This is a genomic window from Sphingopyxis sp. PET50 (assembly GCF_025244705.1).
Taxonomy (GTDB): domain Bacteria; phylum Pseudomonadota; class Alphaproteobacteria; order Sphingomonadales; family Sphingomonadaceae; genus Sphingopyxis.
The window spans coordinates 36,545-60,677 of record NZ_CP104207.1; the positions used below are offsets into that span (position 1 = coordinate 36,545).

Sequence of the window (24,133 nt, forward strand, 5' to 3'; positions counted from 1 at the left end):
CCCGCGAAGGCGGGACCCAGCCCCAGGGAGAGACGCGCGTGGTAGCCGCGATCCTGCGGCGGTATCGGGCTGCGGCTCAGGCGGTGCCACGCGTCACCAGGCGGACGGGGATGCGCGTGCCGCTGCGCGTGAAATCATCGTCCTCGAGCGCCATTGCGACGAGCGCCTCGCCCGCCGCGTCGAGATCGGGCTCGAGCGTGGTGAGCGCGGGGTCGGCGAGCGTCGCCGGCGCGGATGCCGTCGAAGCCGATCAGCGCGACGTCGTGCGGAACGCGGCGCCCCGCCTCCTTCAGCCCCTGGAGCACGCCCAGCGCCAGCATGTCGGACGCGGCGAAGATCGCGTCGATGTCGGGATGCGCGCCGAGCAGCGCGCGCGCGGCGGCGACACCCTGCGCATGGCGGTCGGCGGCGGCGGCCGCCGCCCAGACGACAGGGGTGACGTCCCGCGCGCCGAGCGCGGCGGCGAAGCCCTCGCGCCGCTCGTCGAACTGGCGCTGCGCCGAATCGGCGGGGCCGACGAAGGCCGGGCGGCGCCGGCCGGTCGCGACGAAATGGCCGAGCGGCGAGGCGGCCGTCGGCGTCATTGTCGCTGCGCATCCAGTGGAAGGGGTCGCCGGGGCTGCCCCAGCAGACGAAGTCGAGGCCCGACGCCTGCGCCCCGGCGAAATAGTCCCACGCCGCCTCGTTGCTGGTGGTGCCGATGACGATCATCGCGTCGGCGAGACCCGAGGCGACGAAGTCGGCGCGGAAATTGTCCGGGCTTTCCTGGAAGCTGACGAGCAGGTTGAACCGGCGCCGCGACGTCGCCTCGGCGATGCTGCCGAGGAGGGCGAAATAGAAAGGGTTGATCGCGCTGCGGTCCTCGCCGGGACGGCAGATGGTGACGAGCGCGATCGTCTCGCTGCTCTTGAGACGGAGCGACGAGGCGTGGCGGTCGACGACATAGCCGAGCGCGTGCGCCGCGGCGGAGACGCGGGCGCGGGTCTCGGCGTTGACGCCGGGGCTGTCGCGCAGCGCGCGCGACACGGTCGATTGCGACACGCCCGCCCGCTCGGCGACGTCGAACGATGTCGGGCGCAGCATTTTTCCGCTCATTCCGGCCTCTTCCCCTCTGCCGCGTCTGTCGCCGCGAGGGGCGCGCTTGTCAATCGGCGAGCGGCCAGCGGCGCGTGCGGACCCAGTCGACGAGCGCGACGTCGCCGGGCGAATCGGCGTGGATGCGGGCGCGCAGGGACTCGTCGAGGGTGAGGCGGCGCTGCACCACCTCGCGCGGCGAGGGGTGCGAGGGGGGAGCGGGGCGGAGGCGCCGGCGGCGCGGTGATGCTGCCAGTCGGCGGGGATGCCCATCGCGCCGCAGAGATAGTCGAGCCCTTCGTTCCAGCGATCGGTCGTCGTGACGAACCAGCAGCGCGTCAGCATCTGCCGCGCCATGGCGAGCCGTTGTCCGGGGTCGGCGGGGAGGACGGTGCCGAAGAGCGCCTCGGCAAAGAAGCGGACCATATAGTCGCGCTGTTCGGCCAGATAATGGCCTTCATACCATTGGTCGAAATCGTCGGGCGCGTGGCCGCGGCTCCAGCGGAAATTGTAGAGCGAGACGCAGCGTTCGGCGGGGTCGCGCAGCACGGTGAAATAGCGGGGCTCGCGTGCGCCGGGGACGAGTTTGTGGATATTGTACCAGGTCTGGTGCCCCGAGAGGATTTCGGCGCGGGCGCGTTCCTCCGCCGGGCGATCGGCGAATTCGGGGCGGCCATGGGTGCGCCGGTAGCTGCGGCCCCAGTGCGAAAATTCGACGAGCTGTTCGTCCATCGCGAAATGGCGTTCGAGATGCACCTTCAGCGTCGTGCCGCCGCATTTGGGGACGTGGAGGAATATCCATAAGGGCCGGGCGGCGTCGGTCATGCGGTGCGGGGTTCGTAGCCGAAGGCGGCGAGGTCGTCGCGATGCGCGGCGAAGACGGCGGTAAGGTCGGCGGTCTGGCCGGGGGTGAGGCGCGCGATCTGGTCGGCGTTCATGTCGCGCAGGCGTTCGTGATAGCGGCCCTTGACGGGGAGCGAGCGGTTGATGTCGAGGTCGGCGAGCGACGGGACGAGCGCCGCGATGCGCGCGGCGGTTTCGGCCGGGGCGGCGCACATCTCCTCGTAGGTGAAACAGGCGGCGCGGTTTCCGAGCGCGGCGCCGTTGGCGCGCTGCGCGGCGAGCGCGGCGACGATGTGGCGCGCGGCGGCGGTGGCGAGGCTGGTGCCGGGCGCGGCGGGGCCGGCTTCGGCGCCGCGCCGGATGATGCCTTCGGCGACGGCATAGGGGTTGCGGACCATGATCAGGAAGGCGGCGTCGGGGAAGGCGGCGGCGAGCTGGTCGGCGATCAGCAGGAAGGGCGGCGAGGCGACGACGAGCGTGTCGGCGTCGTCAGAGACGGCGCGGGCGTGGAAATGCCAGGCGCGGCGGGTGCGGCTCCAGTCATAGGCCGCCGGGTCGCGGAAGGCGGCGATCGAGGCCGGATCGGCGGCCCAGAGCAGGCGCGTGCCGGTGCCGCGCGAGCTGGGACCGTGAAAGCCCGCGACATGCTGTCCCTCGCGCGGCAGCGACCAGGCCAAGGCGCAGCGGGCGAGCGCGGCGGCGAGGAAGGTCGAGCCGCTGTTGTTCGGCGCGAGCAGGAAGAGGTGGCGCGCGATCGCGCCTTCGCCGCCGACGATCATGCGCGCGTCCTCAGCCAGCCGGCGCGCGCCTCTGCCCAGAGGCTGAGGGCATCCGCATAGGCGGGATCGCGGGCGATGGCGTCGGCGTGGCGATCGGGGCGCCAGGGCTTGGCGGCGCCATTGAAGTGGAGGACATGGGCCTCTTCGAGCGCGACGGGCTCGCGCGCGAAGCTGGCGGCGCGGTGGCCGATCATCAGATTATAGGTAATGCCGACGAGGTGGACGCGGTCGCGCAGCAGCAGGTTCCACACCGCCTGGTCGGTGTGCTGCGAGGCGATGCGGGCCCAGCCCGCGGGATCGAGCAGCGGCCAGAGTGCTTCGGCGACGGCGGGATCGGGCCGATGGAGGAGGAGGCCGGCGTTGAAGCTGGCTCGGGCCTCGGCGCCGGCGGCGACCTCGGCGAGCGTGTCCGTGTCGCGGGCGTTGCCGCGCAGCATCGCGGCGTCGGGGGCGGCGACGAGCGGGGCGTCGATCGCGAGCAGCGGCGACAGGTCGCCGCGGAACAGCAGGTCGCTGTCGGCGAAGAGGATCGGGCCCGGCGCGTCGAGAAGCAGCGTTTCGAGGCTGAGGAAACGGTCGCAGCGCGACGCGAGATGCGGGTGCGCGGCGACGAGCGCGTCGATCGCGGCAACGAGGCGCGGGCTGGCGGTGCGGCAGCTCGTGCACGGGAAGGCGGAGATGAGGGCCGCCTCATCGGCTTCGGTCAGGCGGCTGTGGAGGATGAGGATGTCGCCGGCGAACCAGCGGTTGTGCGCGAGGAAGCTCGCCAGCATCACCTCGGTCCCGATGCGGAAGCCGGGCGAGGAGACGGTGACGAGAGTCGCGGCGGTCACGGCGCCGCCGCCGGATCGTAGTCGAACAGCGCGAAGTCGCGGGCGTAGCGCGCGCGGATCATATCGGCGAGTTCGGCGTCGAGAACGGCGCCCGCCGTTTCGGGCGAGACGTTGACGGCCTGGAGCGGGGCGAGCGGCGCGCCGAGCGCATCCGACAGGCGGGTCATGTCGGCGGCGAGATTTTCATGGCGAAGGAGGAGGGTGGTGCGGATGTGGCCCGCTTCGTCGCAGACGAATTCATGCTGGGGGCGGAGCAGGATGTGATTGCTGCGCGCGGGGTCGGTGAGTGCGGCCTTCATCGTGCCGAGAGGGTCGCGGGTCATCGCGTCGCGACCGCGCCAGGCGAAGCGCGCGAAGGAGAGAAAACGGTCGAAGGGCGACCGGACGACCGCGAAGCTGGTCAGCCCGTCCCACTGACCGGGAAGCAGATAGGGCTGGACGTCGCGATAGGTCAGATGGCCGTGGCCGATCGCGGCGAGCGGCGCGACCGGGAAATAGCGCTTGTCGAAAAGCGTGCATTGTTCCCAGTCGTTCGCGGCTAGCAGCGGGCGCAGCGCGGTGCGCAGCGCATGGCCGGCGGTCTTGGGGATCGCGACGAAGGCGAAGCGGCGGCTGAACGACAGGATCATGGCGTGTCGAGGAACTGGAGCGCAAGGCGGAGCGCGGGGTCGCGGCCCGAGCGGGTGCGGCGCGCCTGTTCGACGCAGCCGGCGCAGCAGCGGCATGTCGATATAGCGCGCGCGGGCGGGCGGGGTGTCGCTGGCGGCGAGGCGGTCGCCGATCAGCACCATGGTTTCGGCGAGCGTCCGCTCGATCCAGGCGACCCGGATCGGTTCGGTCTTGCTGTTGTTGAGGCGGACGACGTCGGGGAGCAGTCCCTCGCTCGCCTGCTTGATCAGCCAGCGCCGCATCGCGCCGCGGCGGAACATGCGCGGCGGCAGCGTGTAGATGAATTCGAGCAGGCGGCGGTCGAGCAGCGGGAAACGATAGTCGATCCCGCGCGCGGCGCCGCTGAGCGCCCAGTCCTCGATCCGCGCGGTGGTCGAGCTGTTGCGCAGCAGCGCGTGCTGGGTGCGGCGGACGCCGAACTCGCGGGTGATCGGCACCGGGAGCAGGCGGGCGCGGCGGAAGAAGCGCGGCTCGATAAGGCTGTGGTCGGCGAGGCGGCGCCAGCGCAGCGGCAGTTGCGGCTTGAAGGTGCGCGCGGTGCGGCGCGCGGCGTGATAGATGGTGCGCAGCCCGCCGCGCACGCCTGGCTGTCCGCTGTCGCGATAAAGCGTGGCCCAGCGGCCGGTGGCGAAAAGCCAGGGATGATAGCCGCGGCCGTTGTAGGAGGCGCCCTCGTCGCCGCCCCAGCCCGACAGGATGACCTCGACCCCGCGCCCGGCGGCGTCGCGCTGGATCGCCGCCTCGTGGAGCAGGTTGCGGATATCGGGGCCGCGCGTCCAGTCCTGCGCGAACAGGCCCGCCATCTCGTCGACCGAAAGTTCGGGCGCGAAGAGCTGGAGGCCGAGGCGGGCGCGGATCGCCTCGCTCCAGCCCGGTTCGCTGTCGGGGGTGGCGGCGGGATCGACGCGGTGCCAGCTGTAGCCCGGCGGGTCGGCGAGGCCGCGCGCGCGCAGGATCGGCACCGCCGTCGCGGCGATCAGCGACGAGTCGAGCCCGCCGCTGAGATGGACGGCGAAGCGTTCGGCCCCCGCGAGGCGGTCGGTCACCGCCTGCCCGACGAGCGCGCGGTAGCGGGCGATGGTTTCAGCATCCCCGGCCGCCTCATCGACCGCGATCGCCTCCGGGTTCCACCAGCGGTCGACCGTGGCGCCGCGGTGCGCGAGGTGCAGGCGATGGCCGGCCTCGAGCCGACGGACGGCGCGCAGGAAGCTGCGGTCGTGCGGTTCGAACTTGCGGTGGACGAGGATCGTCGCGACGAAATCCTCGTCGAGATCGTCGGGAATGCCAGGCAGCGCGAGCAGCGCCGCGGGGTCGCTGGCGAAGGCGAGGCGGTCGTCGTCCAGCGCATAGAAAAAGGGCCGCGCGCCGACATGGTCGCGCGCCGCGAAGCTGTCGCCGCTCGCCGTGTCGTGGAGCGCAAAGGCATAATCGCCATAGAGATGAAGCGGGCAATCGGGGCCCCAGCGGCGCCAGGCGGCGGCGATCAGCGCGGCGGCGGGGGCGTCTTCGGGCGGAGCGAGGCCGCCGAGCGCGGCGCGGAGCTCAGCCTGGCCGTCGATGCGGGCGTCGGCGACGAGGATCAGCCCGTCCTGCTCGTGCACCGCATCGGCGGCGGGTGCGCGTCTCGCGGTGGCGATCGCTCCGAAGGCGGCCGTGCCATGGCGTCCGGTGGCGGCGGCAGTACCGAGCGCCGCGCAAATCGCGGACCTGTCGGCGTCGGTTGCGGCGGCGGACCGGTGGATGATGCCACAAAAGCGATGCACGGCGGTGGTTCGATTCCGTCAGGACCAAGGTTGGCCGCGAAGGTCGTGGCGCGGTCGCCGGGCAGCGTCAAGCGCGCGGGGACGGCCCCGGCGCGCCGCGGCTCTGCCCAAGCATTTTGGCCCCGCGAAGCAGGGCCAAAGCGCAAAGTTCACCTTTAACCGAAAGGGACGCGAATCAGGATGCGTCGTAGAAGATGTCGTCGGGATCGGGGCTGGCATCGCCGCCGCCGCCGCGGGTGCGGGCCGCCGGCACCACCGAGCGCAGTTCCGGCTTTTTCCAGTCCTTGCGCGGCGCGTGTTTTTCAACGGTCTTGGTCATATAACCCCCCTCAGTGATACTGATTCCCCACCGCCGCGATCCAGCCGTTCGTCGCCGGTCCCGCAGCATACCAGCCGATGATGAGGCAAAATCAACGACCAGTCAAGGTAAACGGCCCGTCTACCAAGGGTTTAGGACTCTTGCAGCGTTACCAGTCCTTTGTCGGCAAGTTCTTCGATGAATCCAATGGTTTCGGTGCGGCAGACGTCGGGTTCGACCTCATATTCGGCGAGCAGCGATTCGCAGATGCGATCGACCGTCGTCGGCGTTTCGATCAGGGTCCAGATGCGGCCGCCGACGGAGTCGATGTCGAAATAATTGCCGCTGTCGATGTCCATCATCATCAGCCCGTCGTCGAAGTCGTTGAACAATATCGACGGATTGCGCCCGATCGTCGTGCTGCCCGTTATAGCCGCCGCCATGTCGTACCCCCCAATATGACCCCGCCCATGCGATAGCGACGCCCGGCGCGCGGCGTCAAGCGCCGGAAGGCGGCAGATAATCGAGTGCCGCCATCATCTCTTCATGAGTGGCGACGATGCGTGCGATCTGCTCGTCGCCCAGCGCCGAGGTCCATTCGCCGGCGCGCCCGCTGCGAAAGAAATTCGGCATGCCGGGTGGCTTTTCGCGGAAGCCCTCCTCAGCCTCGCGGGCGCGCAGCGCGGCGAGGCTGCTCGCGGCGGCGGCGGCGGCGATGGCCTGCGGCGTGGCGTCGATCCCGGCGATCGCCGCGACGCGGGCGAGCGCGGCGGCGGGGTCGGCGAGCATATCCTCGTAGCGCAGCAGGCACAGCGGGATGTCCTGTTGCCGGGTCCAGCTTGCGACATGGGCGCTCCACGAGCCGAGATGGACGGGGAGGAAATCGCTGATCCGGTCGGGCCAGACGTTGAGCGTGGCGTCGTCGTCGGCCATGCGGGCGATGGCCCAGCCGGGGTCATGGCCGCTGTGATGCGCGAAGGACAGGGCGACGTCGAGCGGGTTGCGGACGAGATAGACGGCGGCGCGGCTGGCGTCGGCGGGGAAGAGCGCGGTGCCGTCGGCGGCGTGGGCATAAAGATCGTGCGTCTTGATGAAGAAGGGGGCGGCCACCTCTTCGGCGATCTGGCGGTGGAGGAGGGCGCGATAGGGGAGGAGTTCGGCGCGGGTCATTTCGGCCGAGGAAATGCCGCAAGCGTCGTCGAGCGCATGGCGGTCGCCGCCCTCGATCCCGCCGGTCAGCGCATTGACGCTGAACGCCGCGCCCGGCGGGGCCAGCAGATGGGTGAGCATCGCGCGCAGCCAGGTGTTGCCCGATTTGGGATAGGAGGCGAGCCAGACGATCGAGCGCGCCATCGGCCTAGCCCGAGGGCTGGAGCGCGGGGGCGAGGCCGAAATGGCCGATCACCGCATCGGCCATCGCGCCGGGGGTGGCGCCCATCGCGGGGCGGCCGATCGCGATCATGTCGACCGAACGGGCGAGCGCGACGACAGAGTCGAAGCCCCAGCGTTGCAGGCCGAGGCCGCGCAGGAAATTCTTGCGGTGGACATAGCGTGCGAGCGCCTCGACGCGGTTCGCCATCGCGACCTCGCGCCGGGTGATCGTGGCGCCATTATGCACCTGAAGCAGCACGACCGCGCGCACCGGCATCGGATCCGCGTGAAAGCGCGGCACGGGAACATAATATTTCTCGATATCCTCGCGCACCTGGATCCGGCCGTCGTCCGCGTCGCGGCCGAGCAGCGCCAGGCTGTCGGTCCACAGGCGCATCGCCGGAAAGGCCGGGATGGCTGTGGCGCCGCCGGCATCGACGGTGACCCCGGTCACATCGTCGGCGAGCATGGTGCAGCCCGCCGCGACCAGCCCGCCGAGCAGCGTCGACTTGCCCGCGCCCGAACGCCCGATGACGAGGATCGCGCCGCCGTCGCCGGCGATCGAACAGGCGTGCATCGGCAGGATGCGGCGCTGCATCAGCAGCGCCGAAATGCCGGTGCCGAGGATGATCGAGACGAGCGCGGCGTCGGTCGCGCCGGGCTCGCGCTCGACGGTGATCGTGGTGCCGTTCGCGACCAGCAGGCGGCAGATGCCGAAGGCGTGGAACAGAAGCTCGCCGGGTTCGGCACGCCAGTTGCGGAAATGCATCGCTTCGGCGAGGCGGTCGCCGGCGATCGGGGCGAGGCGGATGTCGGCGTCGGCGGGCGCGGCGGGATCGCCGGGCAGGAGGTGCGGCAGCGCGAGGTCCGAGCGCAAGGTGAAGCCGTAATGGCGGTAGACATGGTAGGCGCTCATGCGGCGGAGGCGGCGTCGCTCTTGCTCGCGGCGCGGTCGAACACTTCGAAGATGAAATGGATGCGGTCGGCCCCGCCCTCGTTCACCCCGCCGTGCGAGGCGATGTTGTTGACCTCCCACGCATGGCCATAGGCCAGATGATGGCGGTTGGGGCCGCTGAGGAAGAAGGCGCCGGGGTTGGTGACGAGCGGGACGTGGATCTTGTGCGTGCGCAGGTTCGAGCCCGCGCCGTCGCGGTGGAGGTCGATCCGCTGGCCCGCCTGCAGCCGCGCGAGCATCGCTTTCGGGAAAGCGGGATCGGCGAAGCCATAGGGCGCGATCGCGGCGTCCATCACCGGCTGCAGCAGCCCGCGCCAGGCGTGCCAGGCGGGATTTTCATAATGATCCTCGGGATCGCGGTTGCCGGGGGTGAAGCGGAAGACGATGTGGCGCGTGTGGTGGAAGACCTCGAAGTCGTTTTCCTTGATCGCGTCCTCCCGCCCCCAGACGCGTTCCGAAATCGCGAGCACGCGGTCGCGCAGCGCCGAGGCATCGACCGGGCCGAGGTCGCGGACATTGGCGGGTTTGGTGACGATGACGGCCATGGATTGCCTGTGCTTCCCCCGTTGCGCGCCCCTCATGACGCGCGGGGGGGCGGGCGGCAAGGGGGAAGTGGGAGGTGCCTTCTCTCCCCTCCCTTTCAGGGAGGGGCTGGGGGTGGGTGGCCGCCGAAGGCGGCGCTCTTCCTTCTTGCTCGCTGCGCTCGCTACCCACCCCTAACCCCTCCCTGAAAGGGAGGGGGGATTCGATGGCAACCCTCGCCTCACCCCACGCGCATTGAACCGCCGGGCGGCGCTGGCTAAGGGAGGGATGGGGACTGGCCGTCTGGGGAGATGCGCGTGGCGGATGGGGATCGAGGGCGGTTGACGGGTGCGGCGGAAGTGCCGTCGCTCGCCGCGCTGGTTGCGCCGCTGTCGGTCGGGGAATTTCTGGCGCAGCATTGGAACCGGAGTTTTCGGGCCTGGCCGGGCGACGCGGGGCGCTTCGCGGCGCTGATCGGCTGGGACGAGATCAACCATATCCTGGCGACGCAGCGGCTCGAACCGCCGCGCATGCAACTGGTGAAGACCGGCAAGCAGGTGCTGGCCGACACATTCATCGACGCATCGGGGCCGAACCGCCGCATCGACGCGGGAGCCGTGACCGCGCAACTGGCGCAGGGCGCGACCCTGGTGCTGAGCTTCGTTGACGAGATGGTGCCGCGGATCGGTGCGCTCGCCGACGGCCTGGGCGATGAACTGGGGGTCAGGTGCAACGTTAACCTTTATGCGGGATGGCGCGCCGACCATGGGTTCGATCTGCACTGGGACCATCATGACGTCATCATCCTGCAGGTCGCGGGGCGCAAGCATTGGCGCGTGCAGCGGCCGACGCGCGACCGGCCGGCGCGCGGCGAGACGGTGCCGCCGCCCGCCGCGGACGATATCCCCGTCTATGACGAAGTGCTGGAAGAAGGGGCCGTCCTCTATATCCCGCGCGGCTGGTGGCATGTCGCGACGCCGGTCGCCGAACCGAGCCTGCACCTCACGATCGCGCTGTCGCCGCCGACGGGGCAGGATTATCTGCGCTGGCTGGTCGGCAAGGCGGTGAGCGATCCGCTGTTCCGCGCCGACTGGCCGGTGGCGGGCGGCGCGGCGGCGACGGCGGATTATTGGCAGGCGCTGGGCGCGGCGATGCAGGCGCTGCACGCCGCGCAACCCGCCGAAGCGTTCCTGGCCGAGCAGCGCGCGGGGCCGCGCGGCGCGGCCGGTCTTCACCCTGCCGCATTTCGCCGCGGGCACGATGGCGCGGCTGACGGACGGTAGCCGAGCTGCGCGTCGCCAGCACGCGCGGGCTGGCGCCGGTGCGCGACGCGGTGAGCGGCGACCATGGCGTGGATACCGGCGACCGCTTCTTTCCGTGCAGCGTCGCGGCCGGCGCGGCCCTGACCCGCCTGTCGAGCGAGCGCGATACGAGGTTCGATGCGCTGGCTGAGGGGCTGGACGCCGAGGCGCGGCGCGAGCTGGAGCAATTGCTGATCCGGCTCAATGCGGCCGGTTTTCTCTTCGTCGATCTGGACGCATGACCGGGCGGATCGCCCTCGCACGGCGCAAGCTGGTCAGCGCGTGGCGGCTCGGCGGCCGGCGCGGTCTGCTGGTGGCGGAGGCGAGCGTGCTGCTGCTCGGGGCGCGGATCGCGGTGGCGATGCTGCCCTTTCGCCGCGTGGCGCGCTGGCTGGGTAGGCCGGTGTCGCCGTCGGCGCTGGTGGCCCCGGTGCCGCGCGAGCGCCCCGACGATAGGGCGACGATGGTGAGCTGGGCGGTGCGCTTCGCCGCCGGGCGCCTGCCGGTGGAGGCGGTGTGCCTGCCGCAGGCGATGGCGGCGCGCGCGATGCTGAGGCGGCGCGGGGTCGCGGCGACGCTGCATCTGGGGGTATGGCGCGACCATCGGACGGCGGCGGCGATCGACCCCGATGCGCCCCCCGCGCACGCCTGGCTGGAAGCGGCGGGGCAGAGGGTCACCGGTTATCCGGTCGATCCGGCGCTGGTCGAGGTCGCGGCCTTTGTCTGACGCCGCGCTCCCGGTCGAGCCGTTGCCGCTGCTGAAGGCGATGCTGGCGATGGCCGACCGGCGGCGGCTGGTTGCCGTGCTCGCGCTGATGATCCTCGCCGCGCTGACCGAAGGGGTCGGCATCATGATGCTGGTGCCGATGCTGGCGCTGATCGACGGGGGCGATGCGGCGCTGCCCGGGCGGCTGGGCGACATGCTGGCGGGCCTCGCCGAGCGGGGTGACGCTGGGGCAGGTGATCGGATTGTTCCTGGCGCTGCTCGTGCTGCGCGCGCTGATCAAGCATGTGCAGACGATGCAGGCGCTCGAATTGCAGCATGCGATGGTCGACCGGATGCGCGAGGCGCTGTTCGGCGGGCTGATTTCGGCCGAGTGGCGCTGGCTCGCGGCGCGGCGCGCGTCGGACCATGCCAGCCTGCTGATCACCGATATCGGGCGGATCGGCGGGGCGTTCCAGCAATTGCTGACGCTGGCCGCGACGCTGGCGACGGTGGTCATCTATCTGGCCGCCGCCTTCCTGCTGTCGTGGCAGGTCGCGCTGGTCGCGGCGCTGGGCGGGGCGCTCGTCCTGTTCGGCTTTGCCGGTCATCGGCGCCATGCGGTGCAATTGGGGCGCCGGCTGGGCGGCGCGAACAAGGCGTTGCAGGCGGAGATCGCCGAAGGATTCGACGGCGTGCGGATCACCAAGATGCTGGGCGGCGAAGCGGCGCAGCGGCGGCGCTTCGCCGACGTGCTGCGCGCGCTGCGGCGGCGGCAGGTCGAATATGCGGCCAGCGCGAGCCACGGGCGGACGGCGTTGCAGCTCGGCGGCGGGGTGTTGCTGGCGGCTATCGTCTATGTCGGATTGGCGGTGGTGGAATTGCCGCTGGCCGCGATGCTGCCGATCCTGCTGGTGTTCGCGCGGCTGGTGCCGATGCTGGGGGTGATCCAGCAGAGCTGGCACAGCTGGCTGCACGCGGCCCCGGCGATGGCCGAGAGCGAGGCGCTGCGGCGCGAGACCGCGGCGGTGGCGGAGGAAGCGCCGCCAGCGGATGTGCCGCCGCTGCGCCTGAGCCGTGCCGTGAAGCTGCGCGGGGTGGGCTTCACCTATGCGGGGCGCGAAGGGGCCGCGCTGCACGGTATCGACCTGACCCTGCCGGCGCGGGCGACGACCGCGATCGTCGGGCCGTCGGGGGCAGGCAAGAGCAGCCTTGCCGATGTGCTGATGGGGTTGCTGTCGCCCGAAGCGGGCGAGATGCGCGTTGATGATGTGGTCATCGCGGGGGCGACGCGGCAATTGTGGCGGCGCTCGGTTGCCTATGTGCAGCAGCAGCCCTTTCTGCTGGGGGTGAGCATCCGCGACAATCTGCTCTGGGCGGTTCCGGAGGCCGACGAGGCCGATTTGCGGGCGGCGCTCGAAAAGGCGTCGGCGGAGTTCGTCTTTGCGCTGCCGCAGGGGCTCGATACTTTGGTCGGCGACCGCGGGCAGCAATTGTCGGGGGGCGAGCGGCAAAGGATCGCGCTGGCGCGCGCGCTGCTGCTGTCGCCGCAGCTGCTGGTGCTCGACGAACCGACGAGCGCGCTCGACCCCGCGAACGAGGCGGCAATCCGGCGCGCGATTGCGGGGCTGCACGGCGCGGTGACGCTGGTCATCATCGGGCATCGGCAAGCGATGCTCGACCTTGCCGACCAACTGGTACGGATCGAGGCGGGGCGGATCGTGCCGCACGCCGAGGCGGCCGCATGACGCAGCGCGCGTCGCTGGCGCGGCTGCTGCTCGACATGCTGGCGAGCGAGCGCGGCGCCGACCGCGCGGTGCTGGCGGCCTTGTCCGAATCCGAATGGGAGACGATCGGGGCGATGGCGAAGCAGCACCGGCTGGCGCCGCTGCTCCACCGGCAGATGGCGGAGCGCGGCGCTGACTGGCCGGTGCCCGATGCGCTGAAGGCGCGCTGGGCGCGCGGCTGGCGCGTGTCGGCCGAGCGCGCGCTGGCGGTGCAGCAGGCACTGGCCGCGGTCGGGGCGATGGCCGACCGCGAGGGCCTGCCCTATGCGGCGCTGAAGGGGGCGTGGCTGGCGTGGCAGGCCTATCCGCAGCCGGCGCTGCGTCCGATGCGCGACATCGACCTGCTTTTGAGCGAAAAGGATGCGGTGCGGCTGCACGCTGCGATGAGCGCGGCGGGGGCGGCGCCGGGGCCGGTGTCGCATACGCCGATCGACTATGCGCTGGCCCATCACAAGCATCTGCCGCCGCTGCACTGGGGACCGCACAAGGTGGCGTTCGAGTTGCACTGGCGCCTGTCGAACCCGGTCGATGGCGAGGATCGCGCAGGCGTGGCGGCGGCGACCGAGGCGCTGCTCGCGCGGCGGGTGCGCGCGAAGGTCGGGGCGGCCGACATCGCCTATCTCGACCCGACCGACACGGTGCTGCATCTGGTTGTTCACGCCGCCTATGGACGCCAGCCGTTCGACAATGGGCCGCAGGTGCTGGCCGATCTGGCGGCGGCGGTGGGGGCGGCGGCGATCGACTGGTCGCGCTTCTGGGCCGATGCGGCGGCGGAGGGGCGCGTCGGGGGCGCGCGGCTGCTGTTCGCGCTGACGGCGAAATATATGGGGGTGCGGGTGCCGGGCGAACCCGATGCGGAGCCTCTGCCCGAGCGGCTGGTCGCGGCGGCCGAGGCGCTGATGCTGCAGGACATGGATGCGCGCGCCGAACGCGGCTTCGCGACGCAGATCGCCGAGGCGGGGGGCAAGCGCGGCAAGGCGGCCTTCGCCTGGGCACGGGCCTTTCCGCCGCGGCATATCGTCGCGCATTATGCCGGAGTGCCGGCGGACAGCTGGCGCGTGTGGCCGAGCCTATCCGGTGCGGATGGCCGATCATGGCTGGCGCTGGCTGTTCCGGCGCGGCGACGATGCGATGGATGCCGAGGTCGCCGACATGCGCGACATGCGCGCGTGGCTGGGGACGGGGAAAGCCTAAAGCCCGTCGAGCGCGAGCAAAGCGAAGCTGGCGAGCCAATGTTCGCCCATATAGTCGCCGGTGACGTGCGGCAGCGCGGCGTCGAGATGGCGCTGGGCGGCGGCTTCGGCGACCGGGCTGACGGGGTGTTGCGGACCCAGCGCCGATGCGATGGCGCGCCAGCACCAGGCGCGGCTGAGGTTGAGGCCGTCGAGATGCGCGATCTTGCCGTCGCTGCGGTCGGAGACGGTCGCGGGCGTGAAGAGGGTGGCGGGATGCGCTTGCGCGGCGCGGGGGAGGAAGGCGTCGAACCAAGGGGTGAAATCGTCGCCGAGGACGGCGGCCATCAGATGCGCCTCGCTGAGCGCGGAGGAGAGAAATTCGTCGCCGCCGGGTTCCCATGCCTGGCAGTTGCGGTCTTCGCCGAACCAGCCGCGGGCGCGGGTGTCGATCAATGTCAGGAGCGCGGGATCGCGGCTTGCGGCCCAGTGGCGGGCGAGGAGCAAAGCGAAGGCGATGTTGAAATGGGTGCCGACGCGCAGCGGATAGGTGAGCCTGGGCAGGAAGGCGTGGAAGCGCGCTGCGAAGGCGGCGGCCAGCGGTTCGAGCGCGGTCGCCCAGGGGGCGTCGTGGCGTTCGGCCTCGGCGTGGAGCGCGAGGAGCCAGGCCCAGCCATAGGGGCGCTCGAAACTGGTCGCGGTGAGCCGCGACAGATAGGCGAGTTCGCCCGCGACCTTGCCGGGGACGAGCATCGCGTCGGCGCGCGCCTTTATGTCGGCTGAGATGGGCAGGCCGGGGAAGCGGCGCGCGAGGCGCAGGACCTGCCACCAGCCGTGGACGCAGCTGTGCCAGTCGAAGCTGCCGTGGAAGATCGGGTGGAAATCGCGCGGGGGCCGGGCATCCTCGGGGCTGCAGCGAGGACATGGTCCATCTTGTAGGGATATTCGCGGCCGAGATGCGCGAGCGTGGCGGCGGCGAAGCGCGCGGCGTGAGCGGGGGTGAGGTGCATGATCCTCCTTATCCGTTCGCATCGAGCGAAGTCGAGATGCCCATCGGACTGAGCGCCATTCCGATGGGTGTCTCGACTTCGCTCGACACGAACGGGATTTGGGGTGGGCGCTAGAAAGCGAAGATGTAGATGAAGGCGATGTTGACCAGAAGCAGCGGGATGGCGGTTCCGATCTGCGCCTTGATCACGCCATAGGGGTTCTTGAGCTCGAGCAAGGCCGCGGGGACGAGGTTGAAATTCGCCGCCATCGGGGTCATCAGCGTGCCGCAGAAGCCCGCGAGCATGCCGATCGCCGCGATCACCGCGGGGTCGCCGCCATGCTGCTTGATGAGCAAAGGCATGCCCACCGCGGCGAGCATCACCGGGAAGGCGGCGAAGGCGTTGCCCATCACCATGGTGAAGAGCGCCATGCCGAGCCCGTAGGCGAGCACCGCGCCAGCGAGGCTGCCCTGCGGGATGGCGGTGCCGATGAGATCGCCGACGACTTCGCCCACCTTGGCGACCGCGAAGACCGCGCCGAGGCTGGCGAGCATCTGCGGCAGGATCGCCGCCCAGCCGACCGAATCGAGCAGGCGGCGGCCCTGTTCCAGCGGGAGCAGGGGGTCGGGCTTGAGCCGCGCCATGCCGACGGCGAGCGCGATCAGCACGCCGAGCGCGAGCGAGATCAGCGTCGCCTGTTTGGGATCGGCGAGGCCGGGGACCCATTTGAACAGGAAGGTGCCCGCGAGCGCGACGGCGGGAATGATCAGCGCGACGAGGAGCAGGAAACGGCCGTACCGCGCGGCGCGTTCGGTCTGGACGGCGGCGGGAATGTCGCCGCCCGGCGCGCGCCCGATCTGCCCGGTGCCGGCGATGGCGACGAGCGCGAGGACGAGCAGCCCGTTGCCGAAGTCGCCGAGATAGTCGCCGAGGATCATCGAGACCGCGAGCAGGCCCCAGAAGGCGGCGTTGCCGAAGCGTTTGGGGTTGCCGCGATCGTCGAGCGAGAGCATCGCGATGAAGGCGAAGCAGAGGCCCGCGAGGGCATAGACGAAGCCGAGCGTGATCATGCGCCGACGCCCCGGTAGGCGCGCATCCTCCGGTCGAGGCGGCGGAGGCGCACCGCATGGATCAGGAAGGCGGCGATCGCGGTCGGGATCGCCCAGAGCGAGAAATGCAGCGGCTCGATCTGATAGCCATAGCCTTCGAGCACGCCCTTCATCAGCAGGATCGAGCCGATGGCGAGGAAGATGTCCTCGCCGAAGAAGAGCCCGACATTGTCGGTCGCGGCGGCATAGGCCTTCACCTCCTCGCGCTGTTCGTCGGTGAGCGCGGGATTCTGCACTTCGGCGGCGGCCTCCGCCATCGGGGCGATGAGCGGGCGGACGGTCTGCGGATGGCCCGCGACCGAGGTAAGGCCGAGCGCCGCGAAGCCCTGGCGGATCAGCAGATAGCCGGTGAGCAGCCCGGCGAGTGCGCCGCTGCGGACGCGGCCGATCAGCGAGCGCGCATATTGCTGCAGGCCATAGGCTTCGAGCAGGCCGATGACGGGGAGGACGATCCACACGATGCTGACGTAGCGCGTGTCGTTGAACGCCTTGCCGAAGGCGGCGACGATCGCAGCGACGTCGAGCCCGGCCGCCAGTCCGGTCGCGAGGGCGGAGGCCATGATGACGAGCAGCGGATTGAAGCGGAGCAGGAAGCCCGCGATGATGATGGCGATGCCGATCAGGACGAGCATCGGGCACATTCCGGAAATGCCGGGGGGAAAAGGGGTTCACGCGAAGACGCGAAGACGCGAAGGATTCGATTTGCGCAGCGGCGCAGAGTTCGCAGAGGAAGGAAATGCCGTGTCCCCGCGAAGGCGGGGACCCTTCTCCCGCCGGTTCCACCTTGCGCCCACCGGAGATGGGCCCCCGCCTTCGCGGGGGAACACGGAATAGTTATAATTTCTTCCTCTGCGAACTCCGCGCCGCTGCGCGAATCCTCCCTCTTTTTTCCTTCTCCGCGTCTCCGCATCTCCGCGTGAACCATTTTCATTCGCGCTCGCTCCCCGCTTTGCCATATCCTCCGCCGCCCGGCGTTTCGATAACGAAAGCATCGCCCGCCGCCAAATCCGCGCTGCCGGTCGCCCCGAGCAATTCGATGCCACCATCGGCGCGTTCGATCCAGTTGCGGCCGGGGGCGCCGTCTCCGCCGCCCGCAAGACCGGCGGGCGGTATCTTGCGGCGGTTCGCGAGGATGTTCGCGGACATGGCTTCGCGGAAACGGATACGGCGAGTGGCGCCGTCGCCGCCCCGCCAGCGGCCCGCGCCGCCCGAGCCCTTGCGGATCGAAAATTCCTCGACGATGACGGGGAAGCGCGTCTCCATCACCTCGGGGTCGGTCATGCGGCTGTTGGTCATGTGCGTCTGGATCACGCTGGTGCCGTCGAAACCGGGACCGGCGCCCGAGCCGCCGGCGATGGTTTCATAATATTGGTGGCGGTCGCCCCCGAAGGTGAAATTGTTCATCGTCCCCTGCGCGGGGGCCATCGCGCCGAAGGCCGCGAACAGCGCGTCGGTGATGACCTGGCTGGTCTCGACATTGCCCGCGACGACCGCGGCGGGCCAGGTCGGGGACAACATCGAATCCTCCGGCACGACCAGCGTGACGGGGGCGAGGCAGCCCTCGTTCATCGGGATCGGATCGTCGAGCATCGTGCGCAGCACATAGAGGACGGCGGCGCGGACGACCGGCATCGGAGCGTTGAAATTGTCGGGCAGCGTCGGCGAGGAGCCGGTGAAGTCGATGGTGACGTGGAGGGCTTCGCGGTCGACCTTCACCGCCACCGCGACCTCGGCGCCATTGTCCATCGCATAGCGGAAGGCCCCGTCATCGAGGCGCGCGATGAGCTGGCGCACGGCGGCTTCGGCCTGTCGCTGGCCGTGCGCCATATAGGCGGTGACGGTGGCGGCACCGTGCGCGGCGGAAAGCTCGGCGAGCGCGCCGGCGCCGCGCTGGCAGGCGGCGACCTGCGCTTTCAGGTCGGCGATGTTGAGCGCGGGATTGCGCGCGGGCCAGTCGCCGCAGCGGTCAGGTGGGCGTGCACCGCGTCATCGAGGAAATGGCCGTCGTCGACGATCAGCATATTGTCGAAGAGGATGCCCTCTTCCTCGATGCTGCGGCTGTCGGGGGGCATCGAGCCGGGGGCGATGCCGCCGAGGTCGGCGTGGTGGCCGCGCGCGGCGACGAAGAAGTTCGGGGCGTCACCTTCCACGAACACCGGCATGATGACGGTGATGTCGGGGAGGTGGGTGCCGCCGTCGTAGGGCGCGTTGAGGGCATAGGCGTCGCCGCGTTTAATGCCGCGACCGTCTTTGGACCGCTGGCGCAAGATGGTGCGGACGCTCTCGCCCATCGAGCCGAGATGGACGGGCATGTGCGGGGCGTTGGCGACGAGGCGGCTAGGCGCCGTCGAAGATGGCGCAGGAAAAGTCGAGCCGCTCGCGGATGTTGATCGACGAGGCGCTGTGCTGAAGCGCGCCGCCCATTTCCTCGGCGATCGCCATGAACAGGCTGTTGAAGATTTCGAGGCGGATGGGGTCGGGGGCGTCATGATCCTCCCCATCGACTTGCGATGGGGAGAGGGACCGCCGCGAAGCGGTGGTGGAGGGGTCGCGAGCGTCGGCGAGCGCTGCGCGCTCGGCCCCTCCGTCAGCCCCTGCGGGACTGCCACCTCCCCATCGCGAGTCGATGGGGAGGATCTTCGAGGTCTTGTCGAGCCTAAGCGTCCCTTCGTGCTCGACCATCGCGCTCCACCCCGGTTCGACCACCGTCGTCGACAACGCATCGATGATGATTGCGGGACCGGCAATGTTGCGGCCGGGGGCTAAGGCGCTGCGCTGGTGGAGCGGGACGTCGTGCTGTGCGCCCGCGAGCCAGGCGGTAATGGTTTCGGGTCCGATTTCGACGGTGGGGGCGGGAGGGGGCAAGGTCGCCGGCGTATCGCCTGCCTCGGTCAATTCGACGCGGATGCGGTCGATCACCAGATTGGCGTGCGGGGCGTAGCCGAAGCGCTGGCGGAAGGCGGTCGCGAAGGCGGCGGCGACCTCGGCTGGCGGCGCGAGCGGGAGTTCGATCGCATTGTCGCTGTCGGCGAGGCGGACGAAGAGCAGCGTTTCGCGTGAAGTTTCAGCGCCATCCGCGAGATCGGTGCGGGCTTGGTCGGAAAGCTCGGCCTCGGCGGTGGCGAGCGTCGCGGTGCAATCCGCGTCGAGCCTCAGCGCCAGCGTGCGCTCGCGGATCGCCGAGGGGCGGGCGAGGCCCATGCCATAGGCGGAGAGCACCCCCGCGAGCGGGTGGAGGAGGATTTCGTCGATGCCGAGCGCGTCGGCGACGAGGCAGACATGCTGGCCCGCCGCACCGCCGAAGCCGGCGAGGCTGTAGCCCTGGGTGACGTCGTGACCGCGCGCGATGGTGATGCGCTTGATCGCGTTCGCCATCTGCTGGACCGCGATGGCGAGCAGGCCTTCGGCGAGCGCTTCGGGGGTGATATTGCCGACTTCGGCCGCCATGGCGGCGAATTTTTGCGCGACGATATCGCGGTCGAGCGGCTGGTCGCCTGCGGGTCCGAAGAGTTTGGGGAAATGATCGGGCTGGATCTTGCCGAGCAGGACGTTGCAGTCGGTGACGGTGAGCGGGCCGCCGCGGCCATAGGCGGCGGGGCCGGGGTTGGCGTCGGCGCTTTCCGGGCCGACGAGCAGGCGCGCGCCGTCCCAGCGGCAGATCGAGCCGCCCCCGGCCGCCACCGTGTGGATACGGAGCATCGGAGCGCGGATGCGCGTGCCCGCGACGATGGTCTCGTTGTCGCGTTCGAGCCGCCCGGCATAATGGCTGACGTCGGTCGAGGTGCCGCCCATGTCGAAGCCGATGAGGTGCGTCTTGCCGAGCGGCGCGGCGCTGCCGACCATGCCGACGATGCCGCCGCGCGGGCCCCGAGAGGATCGCGTCGCGGCCGTGGAAGGCGGCGGCCGAGGCCAGACCGCCCGAGCTTTTCATGAATTGCGGGTCGGTGCCGTCCCCGAGCTGGGCCGTGAATTGCCGCACATAATGATGGAGGACCGGCGAAAGATAGGCGTCGGCGAGGGTGGTGTCGCCGCGGCCGATCAGCTTGATGAGCGCGCTGACGTCGTGGCTGGTCGAGATTTGGGCGAACCCGATTTCGGCGGCGATTTCGGCGAGGCGCGCCTCGTGCGCGGGATAGCGATAGCCGTGCATCAGCACGATCGCGATGCTCGTCAGCCCCCGGTCGCGCGCGGCTTGCAGCGCGGCGCGTGCCTGGTCCTCGTCGAGGGGGGTCAGGATCGCGCCGTCGGGGCCGGTGCGTTCGGCGATCTCGGCGACGGCGGCGTGGGGCGGCGGCGTGCGGTCGAGCCTGCGCGCGAAAAGCTCGGGCCGGTCCTGATAGCCGATGGTGAGCGCATCGCCGAAACCCCGCGTGATCGCGAGCAGGGTCGGCTGCCCCTTGCGTTCGAGCAGCGCGTTGGTCGCGACGGTGCTGCCCATGCGGATCGCGAGCGGCGGCAGCGTGCCGCCGCCCGCGCCGGTGAGGTCGCGGATCGCATTGATCGCCGCGTCGCCGGGGCGGGCGGGGTCTTCGCTGAGATATTTGGCGGTGACGACCGCGCCCTGGGGGGACCGCGCGACGACATCGGTGAAGGTGCCGCCGCGGTCGATCCAGATATGCCAGCGCGGATCAGTTGCCGGCATGGCGATCAGGCCAGCGGATGAGGATCGTCAGGCTGCGGTCGCCGGCGCTGCGGTTCCAGCTGCCCTTGAGCTGGCGCTCGATGAGGGTGCGGATGAACTGGGTGCCGAAACTCTCGCTTTCGATTTTCGGGGTTTCGGCGAGGCCGCTTTCGACCCATGACAGCTCGATATCGTCGCCCTCGCGGCGCCAGCCGACGGCCAGCTCGCCCTTGCTAGGCGAGCGCGCCATATTTGATGCTGTTGGTGACGATTTCATGCACCGCGAGCGAGAGCGCCTGCGACGCCTCGTCGTCGAGGCGGACTTCGGGGCCGGAGGCGCTGTCGGCCACGCGCCCGGCGAGTTCGAGTTCGCGGCGGACGATCTGGCCCAGATCGACGGTATCGACCGCACCGGTGACGAGCATCTGCTTCGCGTCGGACAGGGCACGGAGACGGCCGTCGAACCGGGTCTCGAAATCGGCAAGGTCGCTCGATTCGCGGGCCGTGATGCGCGCGAGCGCGCCGATCCGGGCGAAGGCGTTCTTCATCCGGTGCGCCATCTCGCCGATCATCAGTTCGCGGTCCTCGGCGTGGCGGGCCCTTTCCTCGGCCAGCGTCTGTGCCGCGTCGAGGCGGCGGCGCTGGAGGCGATGGAGTTGCATCGCGAGCAGCGCGAGCGCGAGACCGAAGAGGAAGATGCCGAGCGGGCGGCCGAGCCGGTCGAGGAAGCGGCCGTAGCTGATGCGGATCGTCCATTGGCGGTCGGCGACGCGCAGGACCTGTTCATGCGCGTCCCAGCCGAGCGTGCCGTGGCGGAAGACGACGGGCGCGGACGGCCCCTTGCCCGCGCTCACCTCGACCCCGTCGATCGATTTCAGCTGCTCGCCGAGGATCGCCCGCATCATGTCCTCGGTGCGGAAGGGCGCGTAGATGAAGGCTTCGACCGGCCGCTGGCCGGGCAGCGTGGCGATGACCGGGGCGTCGGTTGCGGATGGCGGGCCGCCGGGCGGCAGCGCCGGCGATTCGACCGGGCGGCGGGCATAGACGGGGATGTAGATCAGGAAACCGGGCTGCTTCACCCGCGCGGCGCGTTCCTGTGCGAGCTGGACGATGCCGCTCGCGGCGGGCTGCCCGGTCTGCCAGGCGCGGCGCATCGCCTCGCGCCGCGTCGTTTCGCTGTACATATCGAAACCGAGCGCGGCGTCGCGGCGGGGCGTATAGGGTTCGACGAGGACGACGGGGAAGCCGACCTTCTGGCTGCTCGCCCTGGGCCAGACCCGGATGTCGCGGCCGTAGTTGGCGCGCAGCTGCGCCTCGGCGGTCGAGGGATCGTCGCGGCGCATGGCGGCGGCGATGCCGACGCCTTCCATGCCCGGCGCCTGTTCCTGCGGCCGCAGCGCGGCGAGATAGGCGCGGATGCCGGGCCCGCTCGCCGCCGTGTCCGACTGGTACATGGCGCGGACGCCTTCGAGCACCGCGACATGGTCGCGGAGGCGGGTGTTCATCTGCAGCGCGACGCGGGCGGCCTGATCGGCTTCCTGCGACTGGTTGTAAAAGAAGCTGGCGGTCGCGCCGGCGAGCGCGGCGGCGACGATCACGAAGCCGATCACGCGCATCGAGAGCGCCATCAGCCGATCTGCCCACACCGAGCCCATATTGTCTGTTTTCCTGCGGCTTAATGCTGTGCTTGACGCCTGGTCCGGCCGTCACATTCCCATGCACGACGACGGCTGGCAAGCGCAATATGGCGGGGCGGGCGCGTCGGCGCGCGATGGTTGCAGTTTGAAGCCCGTGGCGTAAGACGGGGGCAGGAAAAGGGAGCGGTCACATGATTATCTACGGTTCGCTGGTGTCGCCTTTCGTGCGCAAATTGCTCGGCTATCTGGGTGAGAAGGGGCTCGAATTCGAGCTGAAGGGCGTCGGCATCGGCGATCCCGATCCGGGATTCCAGGCCGCCTCGCCGCTCGGCAAGATGCCGGCGATGGACGACGACGGCTTTCTGCTCGCCGACAGCAGCGCGATCATCCAGTATCTGGAGGCGAAGCATCCCGCGCCTGAACTGATCCCCGCCGACCCGCAGGAACGCGGACGGACGATCTGGTGGGAGGAGTTCGCCGACACGGTGTTCGCGGCGTGCAGCGGCAAGATGTTCTTCAACCGCATCGTCGCGCCGAAATTCCTCGGGCGCGAGGGCGACCTCGCCGCCGCGGCGCTGGCCGAGAGCGAGGAATTGCCGAAGCTGCTCGCCTATCTCGAAAGCGCGATTCCCGCATCGGGCTTCCTCGTCGGCGACCGGATCACGCTCGCCGACCTCGCGGTCGTCTCGCCGCTGATGAATTTCAGACATTGCGGCGCCTGCGTCGATCCGGCGGTACATCCGAAGATCGCGGCGTGGAGCGCGGCGATTCTCGCGCGGCCGAGCATGGCGCCCTGGGTCGCGAAGGAAGAGCGGATGATGGCGAAGGTGCTCGCCTGATGCGCGGGCTGGCGTTCGGGATGGCCGCGGCGCTGCTGCTGGCGGTGCCAGGCGCCGCGCAAGTCGGCGACGTGACGGTCGGCAAGACGGTCGAGGCCGATGCCACGACGACGATGGTCCACGAAGTGCTGGTCGATGCGACGCCGGCCGAGGTGTGGGCCGCGATCTCGACCGCCGAGGGCTGGATGACGTGGGCGGTGCCGGTCGCGCGGATCGTCGACGGCGATGCCGACCTGATCGAGAGCAGCTATGATCCGGCCTCCGAGCCCGGTGGTCCCGACACGATCCAGCAGCGGTTCGGCGAACGGGTCGCGGGCAAGCGGCTGGCGTTCCGGACGGTCAAGGCGCCGGCGGGCTTTCCGCACTGGGACGAATACCGGCAGGTCGGCAGCGTCTTCGAGATCGAAGCGGCGGGTGAGCAGACGCGGGTGCGGCTGACCTCGCGCGGCTATCCGGGCAGCGACGGCGGACGCGCGCTGGTCGGCTTTTTCGAGGGCGGCAATGCGCTGGCGCTGGGCAATCTGCGCCAGCGCTTCGCGACCGGGCCGATCGACTGGGCGGCGCAGCGGCCCTGAACCATGCGCACGCGGGCGAGCATCTGCGCGCGCAAGGCGCGCTACGCTTCGGCGGCGGAGGCGATGGAGGCGGGACGGGCGAGCGGGCTGGTGCTGCGCGCCTATCGGTGCGACCGGTGCGGGCGGTTCCATTCGACCAGCCGGACGAAGGGGAAGTGGGTGCCGTTGGACGCTGGGTGAGGGCGTTGGGGAGCGGTTTCCGATTTATCTCCCCTCCCGCAGGCGGGAGGGGTTGGGGGTGGGCAGCGACGTCGCAGATGCCCACCCCGCTGCGACTAGGGCGCAAGCGCCCA

The 24,133-nt window shown here is 70.4% G+C and carries 21 protein-coding genes and 4 pseudogenes; 9 read left to right on the top strand and 16 right to left on the bottom strand.

The features are described from left to right. Positions 1 to 134: 134 nt before the first annotated feature. The 10 genes and pseudogenes from N0A20_RS00215 to N0A20_RS00260 all read right to left on the bottom strand — a co-directional run bounded on the left by N0A20_RS00215 (position 135) and on the right by N0A20_RS00260 (position 9,130). Positions 135 to 584 (bottom strand): substrate-binding domain-containing protein, encoded by a 450-nt coding sequence (locus N0A20_RS00215; protein WP_260583969.1) that lies wholly within the window; start codon positions 582 to 584, stop codon positions 135 to 137. Between the two features lie 412 nt (positions 585 to 996). Then, positions 997 to 1,899 (bottom strand): annotated as a pseudogene (locus N0A20_RS20375) (LacI family DNA-binding transcriptional regulator); the annotation flags it as partial. Next, on the bottom strand, positions 1,896 to 2,696 hold the full coding sequence (locus N0A20_RS00225; protein WP_260582036.1) for a sulfotransferase: 801 nt from the start codon (positions 2,694 to 2,696) through the stop codon (positions 1,896 to 1,898). The pseudogene N0A20_RS20375 and the gene N0A20_RS00225, both read right to left, overlap by 4 nt. Continuing rightward, the gene (locus N0A20_RS00230; protein ID WP_260582037.1) at positions 2,693 to 3,529 is read right to left on the bottom strand and encodes a glycosyltransferase; all 837 of its coding nucleotides are present in this window, start codon (positions 3,527 to 3,529) and stop codon (positions 2,693 to 2,695) included. The genes N0A20_RS00225 and N0A20_RS00230 overlap by 4 nt, the downstream gene beginning before the upstream one ends. Then, positions 3,526 to 5,961 carry an asparagine synthetase B family protein gene (locus tag N0A20_RS00235; RefSeq protein ID WP_260582039.1) on the bottom strand — a complete coding sequence of 812 codons (2,436 nt, stop codon included), beginning with the start codon at positions 5,959 to 5,961 and terminating at the stop codon, positions 3,526 to 3,528. The genes N0A20_RS00230 and N0A20_RS00235 overlap by 4 nt, the downstream gene beginning before the upstream one ends. 175 nt (positions 5,962 to 6,136) lie before the next feature. Further along, complete coding sequence (locus N0A20_RS00240; RefSeq protein ID WP_260582040.1) at positions 6,137 to 6,280, bottom strand: hypothetical protein; 144 nt, start codon at positions 6,278 to 6,280, stop codon at positions 6,137 to 6,139. Between the two features lie 131 nt (positions 6,281 to 6,411). Next, positions 6,412 to 6,702 (bottom strand): PqqD family peptide modification chaperone, encoded by a 291-nt coding sequence (locus N0A20_RS00245; RefSeq protein ID WP_260582041.1) that lies wholly within the window; start codon positions 6,700 to 6,702, stop codon positions 6,412 to 6,414. 55 nt (positions 6,703 to 6,757) lie between these two features. Next, positions 6,758 to 7,612: a sulfotransferase domain-containing protein gene (locus tag N0A20_RS00250; RefSeq protein ID WP_260582042.1), complete on the bottom strand. Its 855-nt coding sequence runs from the start codon at positions 7,610 to 7,612 to the stop codon at positions 6,758 to 6,760. Positions 7,613 to 7,616: 4 nt separating this feature from the next. Beyond that, entirely contained in the window at positions 7,617 to 8,546 is a 930-nt protein-coding gene (locus N0A20_RS00255; RefSeq protein ID WP_260582044.1) for a hypothetical protein, read from the bottom strand. Beyond that, a complete protein-coding gene (locus tag N0A20_RS00260) occupies positions 8,543 to 9,130 on the bottom strand; it encodes an aspartyl/asparaginyl beta-hydroxylase domain-containing protein (protein ID WP_260582045.1) in 588 nt (195 codons plus the stop codon). The genes N0A20_RS00255 and N0A20_RS00260 overlap by 4 nt, the downstream gene beginning before the upstream one ends. Positions 9,131 to 9,448: 318 nt before the next feature. Here N0A20_RS00260 and N0A20_RS00265 point away from each other — a divergent pair, with 318 nt between their 5' ends. The 5 genes and pseudogenes from N0A20_RS00265 to N0A20_RS00285 all read left to right on the top strand — a co-directional run. Next, positions 9,449 to 10,390, top strand: coding sequence for a cupin domain-containing protein (locus tag N0A20_RS00265; RefSeq protein ID WP_260582046.1), 942 nt, complete (start codon positions 9,449 to 9,451; stop codon positions 10,388 to 10,390). 38 nt (positions 10,391 to 10,428) lie between these two features. After that, a complete protein-coding gene (locus tag N0A20_RS00270) occupies positions 10,429 to 10,650 on the top strand; it encodes a hypothetical protein (RefSeq protein ID WP_260582047.1) in 222 nt (73 codons plus the stop codon). Continuing rightward, entirely contained in the window at positions 10,647 to 11,135 is a 489-nt protein-coding gene (locus N0A20_RS00275) for a lasso peptide biosynthesis B2 protein (protein WP_260582048.1), read from the top strand. The genes N0A20_RS00270 and N0A20_RS00275 overlap by 4 nt, the downstream gene beginning before the upstream one ends. A gap of 164 nt (positions 11,136 to 11,299) precedes the next feature. Then, entirely contained in the window at positions 11,300 to 12,859 is a 1,560-nt protein-coding gene (locus tag N0A20_RS00280) for an ABC transporter ATP-binding protein (RefSeq protein WP_260582049.1), read from the top strand. Positions 12,860 to 12,972: 113 nt separating this feature from the next. After that, positions 12,973 to 13,665, top strand: a pseudogene (locus tag N0A20_RS00285) (nucleotidyltransferase family protein); the annotation flags it as partial. 423 nt (positions 13,666 to 14,088) lie between these two features. On the opposite strand, the pseudogene N0A20_RS00290 reads toward N0A20_RS00285, so the two are convergent. Next, a pseudogene (locus N0A20_RS00290) lies at positions 14,089 to 15,083 on the bottom strand (DUF2891 domain-containing protein). Between N0A20_RS00290 and N0A20_RS00295 the strand changes: the two are divergent. After that, on the top strand, positions 14,994 to 15,194 hold the full coding sequence (locus N0A20_RS00295; RefSeq protein ID WP_260583993.1) for a hypothetical protein: 201 nt from the start codon (positions 14,994 to 14,996) through the stop codon (positions 15,192 to 15,194). The pseudogene N0A20_RS00290 and the gene N0A20_RS00295 overlap by 90 nt on opposite strands. Here N0A20_RS00295 and N0A20_RS00300 read toward each other — a convergent pair. From N0A20_RS00300 to N0A20_RS00330, 5 genes and pseudogenes are all read right to left on the bottom strand, one after another. Then, on the bottom strand, positions 15,191 to 16,129 hold the full coding sequence (locus N0A20_RS00300) for a DUF979 domain-containing protein (protein ID WP_260582051.1): 939 nt from the start codon (positions 16,127 to 16,129) through the stop codon (positions 15,191 to 15,193). The genes N0A20_RS00295 and N0A20_RS00300 overlap by 4 nt on opposite strands. After that, on the bottom strand, positions 16,126 to 16,800 hold the full coding sequence (locus N0A20_RS00305; protein WP_260582053.1) for a DUF969 domain-containing protein: 675 nt from the start codon (positions 16,798 to 16,800) through the stop codon (positions 16,126 to 16,128). The genes N0A20_RS00300 and N0A20_RS00305 overlap by 4 nt, the downstream gene beginning before the upstream one ends. Positions 16,801 to 17,095: 295 nt before the next feature. Next, positions 17,096 to 20,810, bottom strand: a pseudogene (locus tag N0A20_RS20380) (hydantoinase B/oxoprolinase family protein). Continuing rightward, positions 20,797 to 21,039, bottom strand: a complete 243-nt coding sequence (locus N0A20_RS00325) for a hypothetical protein (protein WP_260582054.1) — start codon at positions 21,037 to 21,039, stop codon at positions 20,797 to 20,799. Before N0A20_RS00325 ends, N0A20_RS20380 begins: the two are co-directional and overlap by 14 nt. Further along, positions 21,023 to 22,444: a CHASE domain-containing protein gene (locus N0A20_RS00330; protein ID WP_260582055.1), complete on the bottom strand. Its 1,422-nt coding sequence runs from the start codon at positions 22,442 to 22,444 to the stop codon at positions 21,023 to 21,025. The genes N0A20_RS00325 and N0A20_RS00330 overlap by 17 nt, the downstream gene beginning before the upstream one ends. A 173-nt stretch (positions 22,445 to 22,617) precedes the next feature. Here N0A20_RS00330 and N0A20_RS00335 point away from each other — a divergent pair, with 173 nt between their 5' ends. Genes N0A20_RS00335 through N0A20_RS00345 form a run of 3 tightly spaced genes read left to right on the top strand, consistent with a single transcriptional unit; the run spans position 22,618 to position 24,020 of the window. Beyond that, a complete protein-coding gene (locus N0A20_RS00335; protein ID WP_260582056.1) occupies positions 22,618 to 23,265 on the top strand; it encodes a glutathione S-transferase family protein in 648 nt (215 codons plus the stop codon). Continuing rightward, complete coding sequence (locus N0A20_RS00340) at positions 23,265 to 23,840, top strand: SRPBCC domain-containing protein (protein WP_260582057.1); 576 nt, start codon at positions 23,265 to 23,267, stop codon at positions 23,838 to 23,840. The genes N0A20_RS00335 and N0A20_RS00340 overlap by 1 nt, the downstream gene beginning before the upstream one ends. Positions 23,841 to 23,843: 3 nt before the next feature. Continuing rightward, on the top strand, positions 23,844 to 24,020 hold the full coding sequence (locus N0A20_RS00345; protein ID WP_260582058.1) for a hypothetical protein: 177 nt from the start codon (positions 23,844 to 23,846) through the stop codon (positions 24,018 to 24,020). The last annotated feature ends 113 nt before the right edge of the window (positions 24,021 to 24,133 follow it).

Bases quoted from the DNA above. Each gene is read 5' to 3' on its own strand.
- N0A20_RS00345 (WP_260582058.1), top strand. From the start codon at position 23,844: ATGCGCACGCGGGCGAGCATCTGCGCGCGCAAGGCGCGCTACGCTTCG.
- N0A20_RS00340 (WP_260582057.1), top strand. From the start codon at position 23,265: ATGCGCGGGCTGGCGTTCGGGATGGCCGCGGCGCTGCTGCTGGCGGTG.
- N0A20_RS00325 (WP_260582054.1), bottom strand. From the start codon at position 21,039: ATGGCGCGCTCGCCTAGCAAGGGCGAGCTGGCCGTCGGCTGGCGCCGC.
- N0A20_RS00335 (WP_260582056.1), top strand. From the start codon at position 22,618: ATGATTATCTACGGTTCGCTGGTGTCGCCTTTCGTGCGCAAATTGCTC.
- N0A20_RS00245 (WP_260582041.1), bottom strand. From the start codon at position 6,702: ATGGCGGCGGCTATAACGGGCAGCACGACGATCGGGCGCAATCCGTCG.
- N0A20_RS00280 (WP_260582049.1), top strand. From the start codon at position 11,300: ATGCGGCGCTGCCCGGGCGGCTGGGCGACATGCTGGCGGGCCTCGCCG.
- N0A20_RS00255 (WP_260582044.1), bottom strand. From the start codon at position 8,546: ATGAGCGCCTACCATGTCTACCGCCATTACGGCTTCACCTTGCGCTCG.
- N0A20_RS00225 (WP_260582036.1), bottom strand. From the start codon at position 2,696: ATGATCGTCGGCGGCGAAGGCGCGATCGCGCGCCACCTCTTCCTGCTC.
- N0A20_RS00300 (WP_260582051.1), bottom strand. From the start codon at position 16,129: ATGATCACGCTCGGCTTCGTCTATGCCCTCGCGGGCCTCTGCTTCGCC.
- N0A20_RS00295 (WP_260583993.1), top strand. From the start codon at position 14,994: ATGGTCCATCTTGTAGGGATATTCGCGGCCGAGATGCGCGAGCGTGGC.
- N0A20_RS00260 (WP_260582045.1), bottom strand. From the start codon at position 9,130: ATGGCCGTCATCGTCACCAAACCCGCCAATGTCCGCGACCTCGGCCCG.
- N0A20_RS00250 (WP_260582042.1), bottom strand. From the start codon at position 7,612: ATGGCGCGCTCGATCGTCTGGCTCGCCTCCTATCCCAAATCGGGCAAC.
- N0A20_RS00215 (WP_260583969.1), bottom strand. From the start codon at position 584: ATGACGCCGACGGCCGCCTCGCCGCTCGGCCATTTCGTCGCGACCGGC.
- N0A20_RS00240 (WP_260582040.1), bottom strand. From the start codon at position 6,280: ATGACCAAGACCGTTGAAAAACACGCGCCGCGCAAGGACTGGAAAAAG.
- N0A20_RS00305 (WP_260582053.1), bottom strand. From the start codon at position 16,800: ATGCTCGTCCTGATCGGCATCGCCATCATCATCGCGGGCTTCCTGCTC.
- N0A20_RS00275 (WP_260582048.1), top strand. From the start codon at position 10,647: ATGACCGGGCGGATCGCCCTCGCACGGCGCAAGCTGGTCAGCGCGTGG.
- N0A20_RS00330 (WP_260582055.1), bottom strand. From the start codon at position 22,444: ATGGGCTCGGTGTGGGCAGATCGGCTGATGGCGCTCTCGATGCGCGTG.